The sequence below is a fragment of the Pantoea sp. CTOTU46764 genome, assembly GCF_031974595.1.
Classification (GTDB): domain Bacteria; phylum Pseudomonadota; class Gammaproteobacteria; order Enterobacterales; family Enterobacteriaceae; genus Pantoea; species Pantoea trifolii.
The window spans coordinates 40,913-53,738 of sequence record NZ_DALYOQ010000024.1; the positions used below are offsets into that span (position 1 = coordinate 40,913).

At 52.5% G+C, this 12,826-nt stretch carries 11 protein-coding genes; 4 read left to right on the top strand and 7 right to left on the bottom strand.

The features are described from left to right. Nucleotides 1-45 precede the first annotated feature (45 nt). The 3 genes from RTM06_RS10705 to RTM06_RS10715 all read left to right on the top strand — a co-directional run bounded on the left by RTM06_RS10705 (nucleotide 46) and on the right by RTM06_RS10715 (nucleotide 3,640). The gene (locus RTM06_RS10705) at nucleotides 46-846 is read left to right on the top strand and encodes a MetQ/NlpA family ABC transporter substrate-binding protein (protein WP_256698680.1); all 801 of its coding nucleotides are present in this window, start codon (nucleotides 46-48) and stop codon (nucleotides 844-846) included. A 303-nt stretch (nucleotides 847-1,149) separates the two neighbouring features. Continuing rightward, nucleotides 1,150-3,018 carry a low affinity potassium transporter Kup gene (kup, locus tag RTM06_RS10710; RefSeq protein WP_256699420.1) on the top strand — a complete coding sequence of 623 codons (1,869 nt, stop codon included), beginning with the start codon at nucleotides 1,150-1,152 and terminating at the stop codon, nucleotides 3,016-3,018. Between the two features lie 316 nt (nucleotides 3,019-3,334). Continuing rightward, complete coding sequence (locus tag RTM06_RS10715) at nucleotides 3,335-3,640, top strand: DUF1471 domain-containing protein (protein ID WP_312182043.1); 306 nt, start codon at nucleotides 3,335-3,337, stop codon at nucleotides 3,638-3,640. A gap of 18 nt (nucleotides 3,641-3,658) precedes the next feature. Here the strand turns inward: RTM06_RS10715 and RTM06_RS10720 are convergent, their stop codons facing one another. Genes RTM06_RS10720 through leuC form a run of 4 tightly spaced genes read right to left on the bottom strand, consistent with a single transcriptional unit; the run spans nucleotide 3,659 to nucleotide 7,622 of the window. Continuing rightward, complete coding sequence (locus RTM06_RS10720) at nucleotides 3,659-4,621, bottom strand: LysR substrate-binding domain-containing protein (RefSeq protein ID WP_312182045.1); 963 nt, start codon at nucleotides 4,619-4,621, stop codon at nucleotides 3,659-3,661. A gap of 31 nt (nucleotides 4,622-4,652) precedes the next feature. Beyond that, on the bottom strand, nucleotides 4,653-5,567 hold the full coding sequence (locus RTM06_RS10725) for an alpha/beta hydrolase (RefSeq protein ID WP_312182047.1): 915 nt from the start codon (nucleotides 5,565-5,567) through the stop codon (nucleotides 4,653-4,655). Beyond that, the gene (gene leuD, locus RTM06_RS10730; protein ID WP_265296711.1) at nucleotides 5,564-6,199 is read right to left on the bottom strand and encodes a 3-isopropylmalate dehydratase small subunit; all 636 of its coding nucleotides are present in this window, start codon (nucleotides 6,197-6,199) and stop codon (nucleotides 5,564-5,566) included. The genes RTM06_RS10725 and leuD overlap by 4 nt, the downstream gene beginning before the upstream one ends. 1 nt (nucleotide 6,200) lies before the next feature. After that, a complete protein-coding gene (gene leuC, locus RTM06_RS10735) occupies nucleotides 6,201-7,622 on the bottom strand; it encodes a 3-isopropylmalate dehydratase large subunit (RefSeq protein WP_312182050.1) in 1,422 nt (473 codons plus the stop codon). A gap of 362 nt (nucleotides 7,623-7,984) precedes the next feature. On the opposite strand from leuC, the gene mqo reads away from it, so the two are divergent. After that, the gene (gene mqo, locus RTM06_RS10740; RefSeq protein ID WP_312182052.1) at nucleotides 7,985-9,631 is read left to right on the top strand and encodes a malate dehydrogenase (quinone); all 1,647 of its coding nucleotides are present in this window, start codon (nucleotides 7,985-7,987) and stop codon (nucleotides 9,629-9,631) included. A 171-nt stretch (nucleotides 9,632-9,802) separates the two neighbouring features. Here the strand turns inward: mqo and RTM06_RS10745 are convergent, their stop codons facing one another. The 3 genes from RTM06_RS10745 to RTM06_RS10755 form a co-directional block, all read right to left on the bottom strand. Next, nucleotides 9,803-10,939: an alpha-hydroxy acid oxidase gene (locus RTM06_RS10745; RefSeq protein ID WP_312182054.1), complete on the bottom strand. Its 1,137-nt coding sequence runs from the start codon at nucleotides 10,937-10,939 to the stop codon at nucleotides 9,803-9,805. Nucleotides 10,940-11,051: 112 nt separating this feature from the next. After that, nucleotides 11,052-12,302, bottom strand: coding sequence for an NAD(P)/FAD-dependent oxidoreductase (locus RTM06_RS10750; protein ID WP_312182056.1), 1,251 nt, complete (start codon nucleotides 12,300-12,302; stop codon nucleotides 11,052-11,054). Between the two features lie 126 nt (nucleotides 12,303-12,428). After that, nucleotides 12,429-12,826 (bottom strand): ABC transporter permease subunit (locus RTM06_RS10755; protein WP_312182058.1); only part of this gene is annotated, 398 nt, incomplete at its 5' end.

Consider the following 12,826-nt stretch of genomic DNA (forward strand, 5'->3'; position numbering starts at 1 on the left):
ACATCCATTATAGTCCGTTCCCTACGTTAAGAGGGGATCTGCGCAATGAAGAAAATTTTACTCACCACTCTGCTGGCTGCTTCCGTGGCGCTGCTGAGTGGCTGTAATAAAGACGATGAAAATCACATCAAAGTGGCCATTAACACCGGACCTGATCAGGTGCTATGGGATACCGTGAAGCAGGTTGCGCACGACAAATATCAGCTGGATGTCGATGTGGTAGCCTTTAATGATTACGTGCAGCCGAATGAAGCGCTGTTCAACAAAGATGTCGATGCCAACGCCTTCCAGAGCCTGCCTTATCTGGAGATGCAATCCAAAGAGCGCGGCTACCACTTCGCCGTGGTCACCAACACCTTCGTATTCCCGATTGCCGGTTACTCGCGCAAGATTAAATCGCTAAAAGAATTACCGGATGGCGCCACCGTGACCATCTCCAACGAAGCCACCACCCTTGGGCGCAGCCTGCTGCTGTTACAGGCGCAGGGTTTAATTAAAGTGAAACCGGAAGCGGGCCTGCTGCCAACCACGCTGGATATCACCGATAATCCGAAGAAGCTGAAAATTGTTGAAGTCGATACGCCGCAGTTGGCGCGTACGCTGGACGATCCGCAGGTGTATATTTCGATCATCAACAACAACTTCGCCGCGCTGGTGAATCTCTCCGCCTCGCGTGACGGCATGTTTATGGAAGGCAAAGCTTCGCCTTACGTGAATGCGATTGTGGCGCGTGAAGACAATAAAGACAGCGCTAACGTGCAGAAGTTGAAACAAGCTTTCCAGTCGCAGGAAGTGCTGGATAAAGCTAACGAGATTTACAAAGGCGATATTATTAAAGGCTGGTAATTTACGGTTTAATTAAGCCTATGTATGCCGGTGCGCATCAATGCACACCCGCCAAACCACCGTAGGGTCGCCATTCATGGCGACCGATTTTCCGCTTAACTGACAACATCCATCCTTCCGCGACTTCCCACGTTAATCAGCTAAGCTCAGTTCATAAAATAAGCGCCATATAAAAATGGTGTAAAAATATCGGTCATTGGCGTAAAAATGCTGTACGTAAATTCGCCTGCCACTGTTCGCATCGGTCGCAAACAGGTATGTTCGCCCTCATTAGCTTCAACCCTGATAAACCACAGGAAATCTATGAGTCAGAGTGAAAAACAATCCTTGCCTGCTGGCATGCTGGCGGCCGCAGGGATCGTGTTTGGGGATATCGGCACCAGTCCGCTGTACACCCTCAAAGAGTGCCTCTCCATTTTGCCTAACGGCGCGATCTCCACCACCGCAGTGATGGGATTTTTGTCGCTGATTTTCTGGGCGCTGACGCTGATTGTGACGCTGAAATATGTCTGCTTCGTGATGCGCGCCGATCATGATGGCGAAGGCGGCGTGTTAACGCTAATGTCGCTGGCGCGCCAGCATGTCGGACCCAAAGCGTCACATATTATTGTGTTAGCAGGCTTAATTGGTGGCGCGTTCTTTTACGGCGATGGCGTAATCACCCCGGCGATTTCGGTGCTTTCGGCAATTGAAGGTATCGAAGTGGTGTCGCCTGAGCTGGATAAATATGTGGTGCCGCTAGCGGTGGCGATCCTCACGCTGCTGTTCATCATTCAAAAACACGGTACCGAAAAGGTCAGTAAAGTGTTTGGGCCGGTGATGTTTGTCTGGTTCGTGTCGATTGCCCTGTTAGGTATTCGCGGCATCCTGCTCAATCCGGAGGTGCTGTATGCACTGAATCCTTCCTATGCGCTGACGTTCCTGCTTAGCCATAAAGCGTTGTCGTTTGCCGCGCTTGGCATGGTGGTGCTGGCGGTGACCGGTGCGGAAGCGCTGTACGCCGATATGGGACATCTGGGCAAAGCACCGATTCGCATGGCCTGGCTGGTTATCGCCATGCCCGCGCTAGTGCTCAACTACTTTGGTCAGGGCGCGCTGGTGATTGCCGATGCGCAAGCCATCAATAACCCGTTCTTTAATCTCGCGCCGGGCTGGGGACAAATTCCGCTGATTGTGCTGTCTACACTGGCGACGGTGATTGCGGCGCAGTCGGTGATTAGCGGCGTCTATACGCTGACGCATCAGGCGATTCGTCAGGGATTCCTGCCGCCGATGCGCGTCATTTTCACCTCGCATACTGAGTCCGGTCAGATCTATATTCCGGTGGTGAACTGGCTGCTGTTTGTGGCAGTAACGGTGATTGTGCTGGCATTCCGTCAATCTTCGGCGCTCTCTTCCGCGTACGGCATTGTGGTGACCGGTACCATGGTGATTACCGCTTGTCTGGCGGGTGTGGTAGCGCTGCGTAACTGGAAGTGGCCGCTGCCGGTGGCGCTGGTTTTCCTGCTGTGTATGTTAAGCATTGATGTGCCGCTGTTCAGCGCCAACCTGATGAAGCTGCTCTCCGGCGGTTGGGTGCCGGTACTGCTGGCGCTGAGCATGATGGGATTGATGCTGATTTGGAGCAGCGAGCGTAATCGCCTGATCCGCAAACTGAATAACGATCCTGAAAGCTTGCAGGCGCTGGTGCGATCGCTGGAAACCAACCCGCCAAGCCGTGTGCCTGGCACCGCCATCTTCCTCTCACGTAAAGAGCATGAGATTCCGCAGGCACTGCTGCACAACCTCAAACACAACCGCGTGCTGCATAAGCGCGTGGTGCTGCTGCATATCCGCACCACCGATATCCCGCGCGTCTACAACCAGAAGCGCCTGAGCATCACCCAGTTGTCGCCGTCGTTCTGGCAAGTAACTGCCGCTTACGGCTGGCGCGAGACGCCTTCGATGGCGGAGATCCTGCATCTGTGCGGGCTGGAAGGATTGGGTTGTACCGTCAATGAAGCCTCGTTCTTCACCTCGCACGACACGCTGGTGATGAAGAAGAGAAAAGGTTTGATGCGGGTTAAAGGTGGTATTTTCCATTTCTGCCAGCGCAACGCACAGCGCGCGCATGAGCAATTTAATATCCCGCCGAATCGGGTCATCGAGCTAGGCGGGCAGCGCGAGTTTTAGTCGGTCGCCATAAATGGCGCACCTACAAAATCCCGTGAAATAACCGTAGGGTCGCCATTCATGGCGACCCTATTTTTTTCCGCCAAATGTAACCAGATGCAAAAATAGTCGCGTAAGTTTGAATGAGTTGTGGCTGAATCTTTCTTAACATCTAATTAGCAATTAAAGCTAAAACGCTTAACCTGAAAAGGTGTTTATTAACTTCACCGGCAATGATCACCTGTCGTGAACATTTAGGGTTTAAGCGCATTATCAACAATTGAAAGATTCGTAGCTGCGGCCATGGGTTCAGCGACTATTTGCGAGGAGTATCGCCATGAAACAATTAATTAATGACGTAATATCTATTTTCACACCGCAATCTGTTAAACCCGTTTTAATTCGCGCTGATTTAACTCATCGCGAACTTTCATCAATTCATCCGGTAGGATTTACTTCGGTAAGCTGGGCGACCTCAACGGAAGAGCTGAATGACGCCTTTGTGCAGAAAGCCGTTGCCGCCGGTGCGGTGGGTTATCACATCACCGAAGTGGAATCCCACGAGCCGGCGCACGATGGTCAGCACGTCATGGCCGCTACCGCCACCCTTTACCACATCAACAGTAAAGTGGCCTATGGCTAATGTTTAATTTATTGGAATTTACAGCCTGCCCTTCATCATCGGCAGGCTTTTTTCTGCAAAATAGTCAGCGAGAAAATCAATAAACACTTTAATGCGCGGCGATTCAGAAGCGCGTTGCGTGTAAACCGCCCAAACATTCGCTTCCTGGTACCATTGCGGTAAAACGTGCACCAATTTATTTTCGCTTAAATAAGGTGCGACATCCCAGGCCGAGCGCAATGCAATGCCGTGTGATTTTAAAGCCCAGTTCAAAATCACTTTTCCACTATTCGATGAGTAATGGCTATTCAGACGACAGACGATTTTATTTTCGCCATCGGTTAACGTCCAATGGCCAAAGGTGTTGTTATTTTCATTAATAATAAGGCAGCTGTGATCGATTAAATCATCCAGCGTCTCCAGCGAACACGATCGGGCTAAATAATCTGCTGAAGCGCAAAGAATACGCCGATTGGCGGCTAATTTTCGCGCAATGTAGGAATGATTAACATCATTGCCAACGCGAATATCCACATCGGTTCCTGATTGCAATAAATCAATATCGCGATCGCTGAGCATCAGTTTGATATTGAGTGACGGATGGCGCGTCATAAATTCGGCAATCGCATCGGACAAATAATCCTGACCAAAACCAAATGAACAGGCCACGGTAAGATCGCCAGTCAGTTCGCCGCGCCACTGCTGGAAGTTATTGAGGAAGGAATCCATCTCGTGCACCACTTGCAGCGCGCCTTCCAGCGCCTTTTCACCTTCTGGCGTCAGACGCATCACGCGGTTGGTGCGGAAAAACAGCCGGGTTTCCAATTGCTTTTCAAGGATGGCAATACGCTTGCTGATGTAGGATGGCGACTGGCCGAGCTCAATGGCGGCGCGGCCAAAACCTTCATAGCGCGCCACGCTGATAAATACATACAGATCTTCAACCGACGGCCAGCCCTCAAGCGGCTTCTGATAACTTTTCCCGGCAAGCAGTATCTTCATAACCATCACAGCGTTAGAGAAATTTAGCCGGTTATAACACAGAATCCAGGAAGGGCTGAAGCTGGCTTAAAAACAGATCGGGCACTTCCTCATGCGGTGAATGACCGCAAGGTAATGCGTGGCCTTGAATATGGCGCGCTTTATCCTGCCAGGTTTCCACCACGTTATATAACTGGCCAACCGTGCCCTTTTCGCCCCATAACAGCAGCAGCGGCGCTTCAATGCGTTTATCGCTGTCTTGCGCATCATCGTCTAAATCAATTGTCGCCGCGGCGCGATAATCCTCGCACACTGCGTGAATCATCTCTTTCGTTTGATAACAGCGCAGATAATCGTTGAATATTGCCGCTTCGGTGGCGCCCGGCGTTTTTAGTTGCCCATCAATGTGTTTACGCAGGAATAATGCCGGATCGTGACCGATCATGGTTTCCGGTAAGGGATAAGGTTGAATCAGGAAGAACCACCAGAAATAGCGCGTGGCGAACTCTTTATTGGTTAACGCATACATGGTGGCGGTCGGCGCAATATCGACGAACACGCAGCAGGAGAGTTTTTCCGGATGATCGAGCGCCAGCCGATGGCCCACGCGTGCGCCGCGATCGTGACCGACAAACGCCACACGCTCCAGGCCTAACGCGTCGATCAACAGGCCGATATCGTCTGCCATCACGCGTTTCGAGTAAGCACGATGCGCCTCATCACTCGACGGCTTGTCGCTGTCGCCGTATCCGCGCAGATCCGGCAGGATCACGCGATATTTTTGCGCCAGTTGGGGCGCAATTTTGCGCCACGCCAGATGATTTTGTGGATGCCCGTGCAGCATTAGCAATGGCGGGCCTTCGCCGCCGATGGCGACGCGCAACGTCACGCCATTCGCCAAACGCACGTCACTCAGCCTAAAGCCGTTAATAAAAGGGGAATCACCGCGTGGCATTATCTCACTCATGCTTGGGCATCCTGTACGATTTGATCGCGTTTCAGCCACGGACGCTGGGCAAAATGCTGCGCTTCAAACTGGGTGATATCGGATTCGTATTGCAACGTCCAATCCACCGCGCTGCCGCCGCCCAATAACATCTCGCGTTTCAAGGCACTGACCGAAAAGGCAATGCGTTGATTATTGAAGAGGATCGCCTGCTGTTCCAGCGACACGGTAATGCGGTTGTTAGCGGCATCATTCGCCACTGCACACAGGCGCTGATAATCCTCTTCGCTTAACGTCAGCGTCAGCACGCCATTGCGCTGGCAGTTATCGTCAAAGATGCCGGCAAAGCTGGTGCCGATAATGGCGCGGATGCCGAGCTGATTGAGTCCCCAAACTGCATGTTCGCGGCTGGAGCCACAGCCGAAATTGGCGCCGACCAGCAAGAAAACGGCGTTTTCCCAGCCCGGCTGATTCAGAATGAAATCGGGATTCGGGCTGCCGTCGGGCAAAAAGCGCAGGTCGAAGAACACGCCGCGATCCAAATCCCGGCGATCGATGCCTTTGAGAAACTGCTTGGGCATGATCACATCAGTATCCATATTGGCAGCCGGTAACGGCGCGAGCGTGCCAGTCAGGTTGTTAAATGCTTCCATATTAAACCTCTGCAGTCATGAATTTGCGGACATCAACCAGATGACCGGCAATCGCGGCGGCGGCGACCATCGCCGGGCTCATTAAGTGCGTGCGCGCACCGGCGCCCTGGCGGCCAGGGAAGTTGCGGTTGGTGCCAGATGCACAGCGATCGCCGGGCGCTAACACATCTTCGTTCATCGCCAGGCACATCGAGCAGCCCGATTGACGCCATTCGAAACCGGCGTCAACGAAAATCGCGGCTAAACCTTCCGCTTCTGCCTGCTGACGCACCTGCGTCGATCCCGGCACGATAATGCCGCGTACGTGCGGCGCGATTTTATGCCCATCGATAATTGCGGCGGCGGCGCGCAGATCCTCAATGCGGCCGTTGGTGCAGGAACCAATAAAGGCATGCGTGATGGCGATTTCCGCTAACGGCGTGCCGGGCTCAAGCCCCATATATTTCAGCGCGCTGCGCAGCGTCTGCTGTTTTACCGCATCTTTTTCCTGCGCCGGATCGGGCACGCGACCGGTAATGGCGCTGGCTTGATCCGGGCTGATGCCCCAGGTCACTTTCGGTTCAAGATCGCTGCAATCGATGGCGATGCGGCTGTCAAAGCGCGAGTCCGCATCGCTACGCAAATCGCGCCACTCCGCAATGGCCTGCTGCCACAGCTCGCCGGTCGGCATTTGCGGTTTGCCGGCGATATACGCAAACACTTTTTCATCCGGCGCGATAATCGCACCGCGCGCACCGGCTTCCACCGCCATGTTGCACAGCGTCATGCGCCCTTCCATGCTCAGCGCGTCGATGGCTTCACCCGCAAATTCGATGGCAAATCCGTTCGCGCCCGATGCGCCAATCTGTTCGATCAGCGCCATAATGATGTCCTTCGCTGAACACCCAAACGGCAGCTCGCCGCTTACCGTCACCAGCATGGTTTTCAGCGTGCGATAAATCAGGGTTTGCGTCGCCAGCAGATGCTCGATTTCCGAGGTGCCGACACCAAAACCCAGCGCGCCAAACGCGCCATAAGTGGTGGTATGACTGTCGCCTGCGGCAATCACCATGCCGGGCATCACCAAACCTTGCTCGTGCGCCACCACGTGTTCAATGCCCTGACGCGGATCCAGCACGTCAAACAGTTCGATGCCAAAATGTGCGGCGTTCTGGCGGAAGTAATCAACTTGTAATTGCCCACCCGCGTCGGTCATTGCCTCATCGCGCTCGGGTCGCGTTGGGTTGACGTGATCGACATTCAGCAGAATGGTGCCCGGATTGCGCACCGGACGCTGATGATCGCGCAGGCCGCTAAACGCCTGCGGGCTGGTGTATTCATTCAGAATCGAGCGATCGATGTAGAGCAGCACATGCCCTTCATCGTCTAACTTACGAACCACATGCTGATCGATCAGTTTTTCATACAGCGTTTTGTTAGCCATGCCGTTGCCCACGCGAAAAGTAAAACAAGTCATTAGAGACGTTAGGGTAAACCAGTTTGTGCGCGGGGAATGAACACGCTTCGTGATGTGATGGTTTATGAAATGTGCAGGGAAAGATGCGCGGGTTTCATTTGACCTAAGTCGCGTCTCCCGATATAAAGAATAACCGCGCTGCTTAAGCGGTTTATCCCCGATTTATTTCCTCTTCTGCTTATATTTCACGCTATTTTCTGTTTCGTAAGTTAATTAATTAACACCAATACTTTCTTAACTAAAAACAAGTTAATCATTTAGTAACAATCTCTTAATGTGCAATCCGAATTTTTAACGTTCACCTGCATTGCATAATAAGTAGGACTGGAATGACTCACACCAAAAAGATTGTGTCTGCCCTCTCGCTGGCAGCGCTGCTTGTCTCTTCAGCGGTACGCGCTGATGACGCACCGGAAAAAACTGACGTGCTGCTGATTGGCGGCGGCATCATGAGCGCCTCGCTCGGCACCTGGCTGCAAGAGCTGCAACCGGGCTGGAAACAGCTGATGGTTGAGAAGCTGGACGGCGTCGCGCTGGAATCGTCCAACGGCTGGAACAACGCCGGTACCGGTCACTCTGCTAACATGGAGCTGAACTACACGCCTGAGCGTGCAGACGGTTCAATCGACGTTAGCAAAGCGCTGGAAATCAACGAATCCTTCATGATTTCTCGTCAGTTCTGGACTGCTCAAGTGCAGCGCGGTGTGTTGCACGATCCGCACTCCTTCATTAACTCGACGCCGCACATGAGCTTCGTCTGGGGCGATAAAAACGTCGAGTACCTGACCAAGCGTTACGATGCGCTGCAGAAAACCACCCTGTTCCAGGGCATGAAGTTCTCCACCGATCATCAGCAGATCCAGCAATGGGCACCGCTGGTGATGGAAGGTCGCGACCCGAACCAGAAAGTCGCGGCAACCTGGACGCCAGTCGGCACCGATGTTAACTACGGTGAAATTACCCGTCAGTTGATCGGCAGCCTGAAAAAAGATCAGAACTTCAAGCTGGAAACTTCATCTGAAGTCACTGATTTCAAGCGTAACGGCGACAATTCCTGGCACGTCACCATCAAAGATGTGAAGAGCGGCGATAAGCGTTCGGTTGATGCGAAATACGTGTTTATCGGTGCTGGTGGCGGCGCGATTAAGCTGCTGCAGAAAACCGGCATTCCGGAAGCAGACAACTACGGCGGCTTCCCGGTCGGCGGTTCCTTCCTGATGACCGAGAACCCAGAAATCGCTAACCGTCACCTGGAAAAAGTGTACGGTCAGGCTTCTGTGGGTGCGCCACCGATGTCGGTTCCACACATCGATTCACGTACCCTTGACGGTAAGAAAGTGGTGCTGTTTGGGCCGTTCGCCACCTTCTCTACCAAGTACCTGAAAAATGGTTCGCTGTTTGACCTGCTGAGCGCGACCACCACCAGCAACATCATGCCGATGACGCATGTGGGCATCGACAACTTCGATCTGGTGAAATACCTGATTGGTCAGGTGATGCTGAATGACGACGACCGCTTTGCTGCGCTGAAAGAGTACTATCCGAACGCACGTAAAGAGGACTGGAAACTGATTCAGGCGGGTCAACGCGTACAGATCATCAAGAAAGATGCGGAAAAAGGTGGTTTGCTGAAACTGGGTACCGAAATCGTGACCGATCAGCAGAAAACCCTGGCTGCCCTGCTGGGCGCATCTCCGGGTGCTTCTACTGCTGCGCCAATCACACTCGACGTGATGAAGAAGCTGTTCCCAGAGCAGTTCGCTTCGCCAGAGTGGCAGCAGAAGATCCGCGCTATCGTGCCAAGCTTTGGCCAGAAGCTGAACGGCAACACTGCGCTGACCCAGCAAGTTTGGGATAACACTGCAGCAACGCTGCTGTTGACCAAGCCGCCGGTTATCAACATGGGTGATGAAGCGGTTGCCCCGACGCAGGCTAAGCCGCGTGCGGAATCAGGCAAACAGGATATGGCGCTGTAATCCACGCCAGAAGTGAATCAAGCCGGACAATGTCCGGCTTTTTTTATTATCTTTTGTAGGCCGCCATTATGGGCGTAATACTCTTCAGTTAAGCGTCTTTCGGTCACCATAAATGGCGACCCTACAAAGGATTGGCGCGTTTTTGTAGGGTCGCTATTTATGGCGACCGACTCATAAACGAAGAATATCTGCGCCAATCGACTCCACATTCGTTTTGCCACAAAACGCCATAGAAAGATCAAACTCATTACGGATGATATTCAACGCGGTCGTTACACCCTGTTCGCCTAGCGCGCCCAAACCATAAAGCATACTGCGGCCGATATAGGTTCCCTGAGCGCCAAGCGCGATGGCTTTCAGTACATCCTGCCCGGAACGAATACCGCCATCGAAATGCACTTCAACCTCTTTGTTCACCGCTGCCACAATCTCCGGCAGCAGTGAGATCGACGAAGAGACGCCATCCAGCTGGCGGCCTCCGTGATTCGAGACAATGATCGCATCGGCGCCCGCTTCCACCGCCAGACGCGCATCCTCAACATCCATAATGCCTTTGACAATCAACTTGCCGCCCCAGCGCTGCTTAATCCACTCAACATCGCGCCAGGAAAGGCAGGGATCAAACTGCTGCTGTGTCCACGCCATCATTGCATCAATGCTGTCTACGCCGCTGGCGTGTCCGATGATGTTGCCAAAGTTACGATGCGTTGTAGCAAGCATCCCTCTGCACCAGCGTGGTTTACCGGCGATATTGAGCAGATTACGCAGCGTCAATTTGGGCGGCGTCGATAAGCCATTTTTGATGTCTTTATGCCGCTGACCAAACACCTGCAAATCCATCGTTACCACCAAAGCGCTGCAGTTGGCGGCTTTGGCACGTTCAATCAGGTTGGCGACGAATTGCCGATCGCGCATCACATAAAGCTGAAACCAGAATGGATGATGGTCTGTGGCCTGCGCCACCGCTTCCAATGAGCAAATGCTCATGGTGGAAAGCGTAAACGGGATGCCGAAGTTTTTCGCCGCGCGGGCAGCAAGGATTTCGCCGTTGGGATGAATCATGCCGGTTAAGCCGGTGGGCGCAATCGCCATTGGCATCGCCACGGATTGCCCAACCATGCTGCTGGCAGTGCTGCGCTGTGAAATATCCACTGCTACGCGCTGGCGAAATTCGATGCGCTGAAAATCGGCTTCATTGGCGCGATAGCTGCTTTCCGTCCATGAACCAGCATCGACATAGTCATAAAACATTTTTGGTACGCGTTTACGGGCTAAATGGCGTAACTCTTCGATGCAGGTAATGACCATTGAGGATTTTCCAATAATATTTGGAAGAGGTCGCCATGAATGGCGACCCTACGACCGTGCTGCACATATTGTAAGGTGCGCATTTATGCGCACCGTGCAGAAGCAGATATTTTTACGACTTTTTATAATCAGTGTAGGCGTTTTGTAATACCACATGGTCGGCAATATATTTGGCATCGTGCCATACGCCGTAAATAAACGATGATGCCCGATTTACCAAATTAGGTAAGCCAAGGAAGTAAATACCACGCTCCGCTGAAATACCGCGCTTGTGGAACGGTATACCATTAGCGTCGAAGGCATCCACTTTCAGCCAGCTGAAATCAAATTTAAAACCGGTGGCCCAGATAATGCTGGTGATACCTGCAGCCTGCAGATCCAATTCTGATAATGGATTAATTAAACATTCTGGATCCGGCAGTAATTCCCATGCTTGCGGTTCGGGCGGTAAATCCATGCCATTGCGTTCAATATAAGCATCGGCATCACGCAGCACGTCAAAATAGGCTTTGTCGCCCTCAGCAATATTCTCCACTAAACCATCGGCAAAGCTTAGCACGCCGTTATTCCAGGTTTTGGTGATACCAACCAGCGTAATTCCCATATGTGCCAGTCGGCGAAAATCGACCGTTTTTCCCCCTTCATAACCACTTACGGCAAAAGCAACGTGCTGTTTCTTTGGCTTGATTTTGACTTCATCCCACAAGCCCAGCGCGCCCAGCCACCAGCAATAATCGCGGTCGCGATACGAACGTGGCGGACGGTAATGTTCACCGATGGAAAGTGTCACTTCACGGCCAGATTTACGTAATTCCTCCGCAATTTGTGAGCCTGAAGCGCCTGCCCCCACCACCAGCACGCCGCCCTGCGGCAGCTGCTGCGGATTTTTATAGGCCGATGAGTGAATTTGATGCAGTGCAGCGGCTTCCGGCACGATCTGCGGGAAAGCGGGTTTCTGGAAAGGACCGGTTGCCGCCACCACATTGTCAGCTTCAAATTCACCGACCGAGGTCAGTACTTTAAAACCGCTACGTTCCGGCAGGCGCTCAACCGAATACACTTCCACGCCAGTACGCACCGGCGCATTGAGCATTTTTACGTAGTCTTCGAAATATTGCGCCATGCGCTCTTTCGGAGGAAAGGCTTCCTGGGAAATATTATCGAATTTCATTGAAGGAAAACGATCGTGCCAGGCTGGGCCATTGGCAACCAATGAATCCCAACGTTCTGAACGCCAACGTTCAGCAATACGGCTACGCTCGAAAACCACATGTGGCACGCCCATTAATGACAGATGTTCACTCATCGCAATACCTGCCTGACCCGCTCCGACCACCACGGTATTAATTTTTTCTACTGACATGTGAGATCCCTAAAGATGATCGCCCCCGCTCTTTTCATGGAAAAGAGTAATCAGGTGCCGTATGACTGATATTCAGGTTAATAAATGCTGCGCCATTAAATAAGCACAGCATTCAGTGTTAATACATCAATGCCCTGCTTCGACGTTTAATATTTTCCCTAAACCTAAACACTTATTCGCGATAATTAACATCGTTGCCGTCACCGCAATATAAATAACCGACAGTGCAGCCAGCGTTGGGTCGGCAAACTCACGCACATAGTTGTACATCGCCACCGGCAAGGTTTGCGTGGCTTGCGTGGTAATAAACAGCGAAGCGGTAAATTCGTTGAAGGACAGGATGGCAGCAAATAACCAACCACCAAACAAGCCCGGCAAAATCAGCGGCACGGTAATGGTCCACACCACGCGCAGCGGCGAAGCACCGAGGCTTGCAGCAGCTAATTCAATACGCTGTTCGAGGTTTTTCAGCGACACATACACGCTGCGCAGCACAAACGGCAGCACCAGCACGACGTGGCAGA

What these genes read in the sequence shown, in the direction of transcription:
- leuD (WP_265296711.1), bottom strand. Translation starts at nt 6,199, where the DNA reads ATGGAAGCATTTAACAACCTGACTGGCACGCTCGCGCCGTTACCGGCT.
- kup (WP_256699420.1), top strand. Translation starts at nt 1,150, where the DNA reads ATGAGTCAGAGTGAAAAACAATCCTTGCCTGCTGGCATGCTGGCGGCC.
- leuC (WP_312182050.1), bottom strand. Translation starts at nt 7,622, where the DNA reads ATGGCTAACAAAACGCTGTATGAAAAACTGATCGATCAGCATGTGGTT.
- RTM06_RS10745 (WP_312182054.1), bottom strand. Translation starts at nt 10,939, where the DNA reads ATGGTCATTACCTGCATCGAAGAGTTACGCCATTTAGCCCGTAAACGC.
- RTM06_RS10715 (WP_312182043.1), top strand. Translation starts at nt 3,335, where the DNA reads ATGAAACAATTAATTAATGACGTAATATCTATTTTCACACCGCAATCT.
- mqo (WP_312182052.1), top strand. Translation starts at nt 7,985, where the DNA reads ATGACTCACACCAAAAAGATTGTGTCTGCCCTCTCGCTGGCAGCGCTG.
- RTM06_RS10750 (WP_312182056.1), bottom strand. Translation starts at nt 12,302, where the DNA reads ATGTCAGTAGAAAAAATTAATACCGTGGTGGTCGGAGCGGGTCAGGCA.
- RTM06_RS10720 (WP_312182045.1), bottom strand. Translation starts at nt 4,621, where the DNA reads ATGAAGATACTGCTTGCCGGGAAAAGTTATCAGAAGCCGCTTGAGGGC.
- RTM06_RS10705 (WP_256698680.1), top strand. Translation starts at nt 46, where the DNA reads ATGAAGAAAATTTTACTCACCACTCTGCTGGCTGCTTCCGTGGCGCTG.
- RTM06_RS10725 (WP_312182047.1), bottom strand. Translation starts at nt 5,567, where the DNA reads ATGAGTGAGATAATGCCACGCGGTGATTCCCCTTTTATTAACGGCTTT.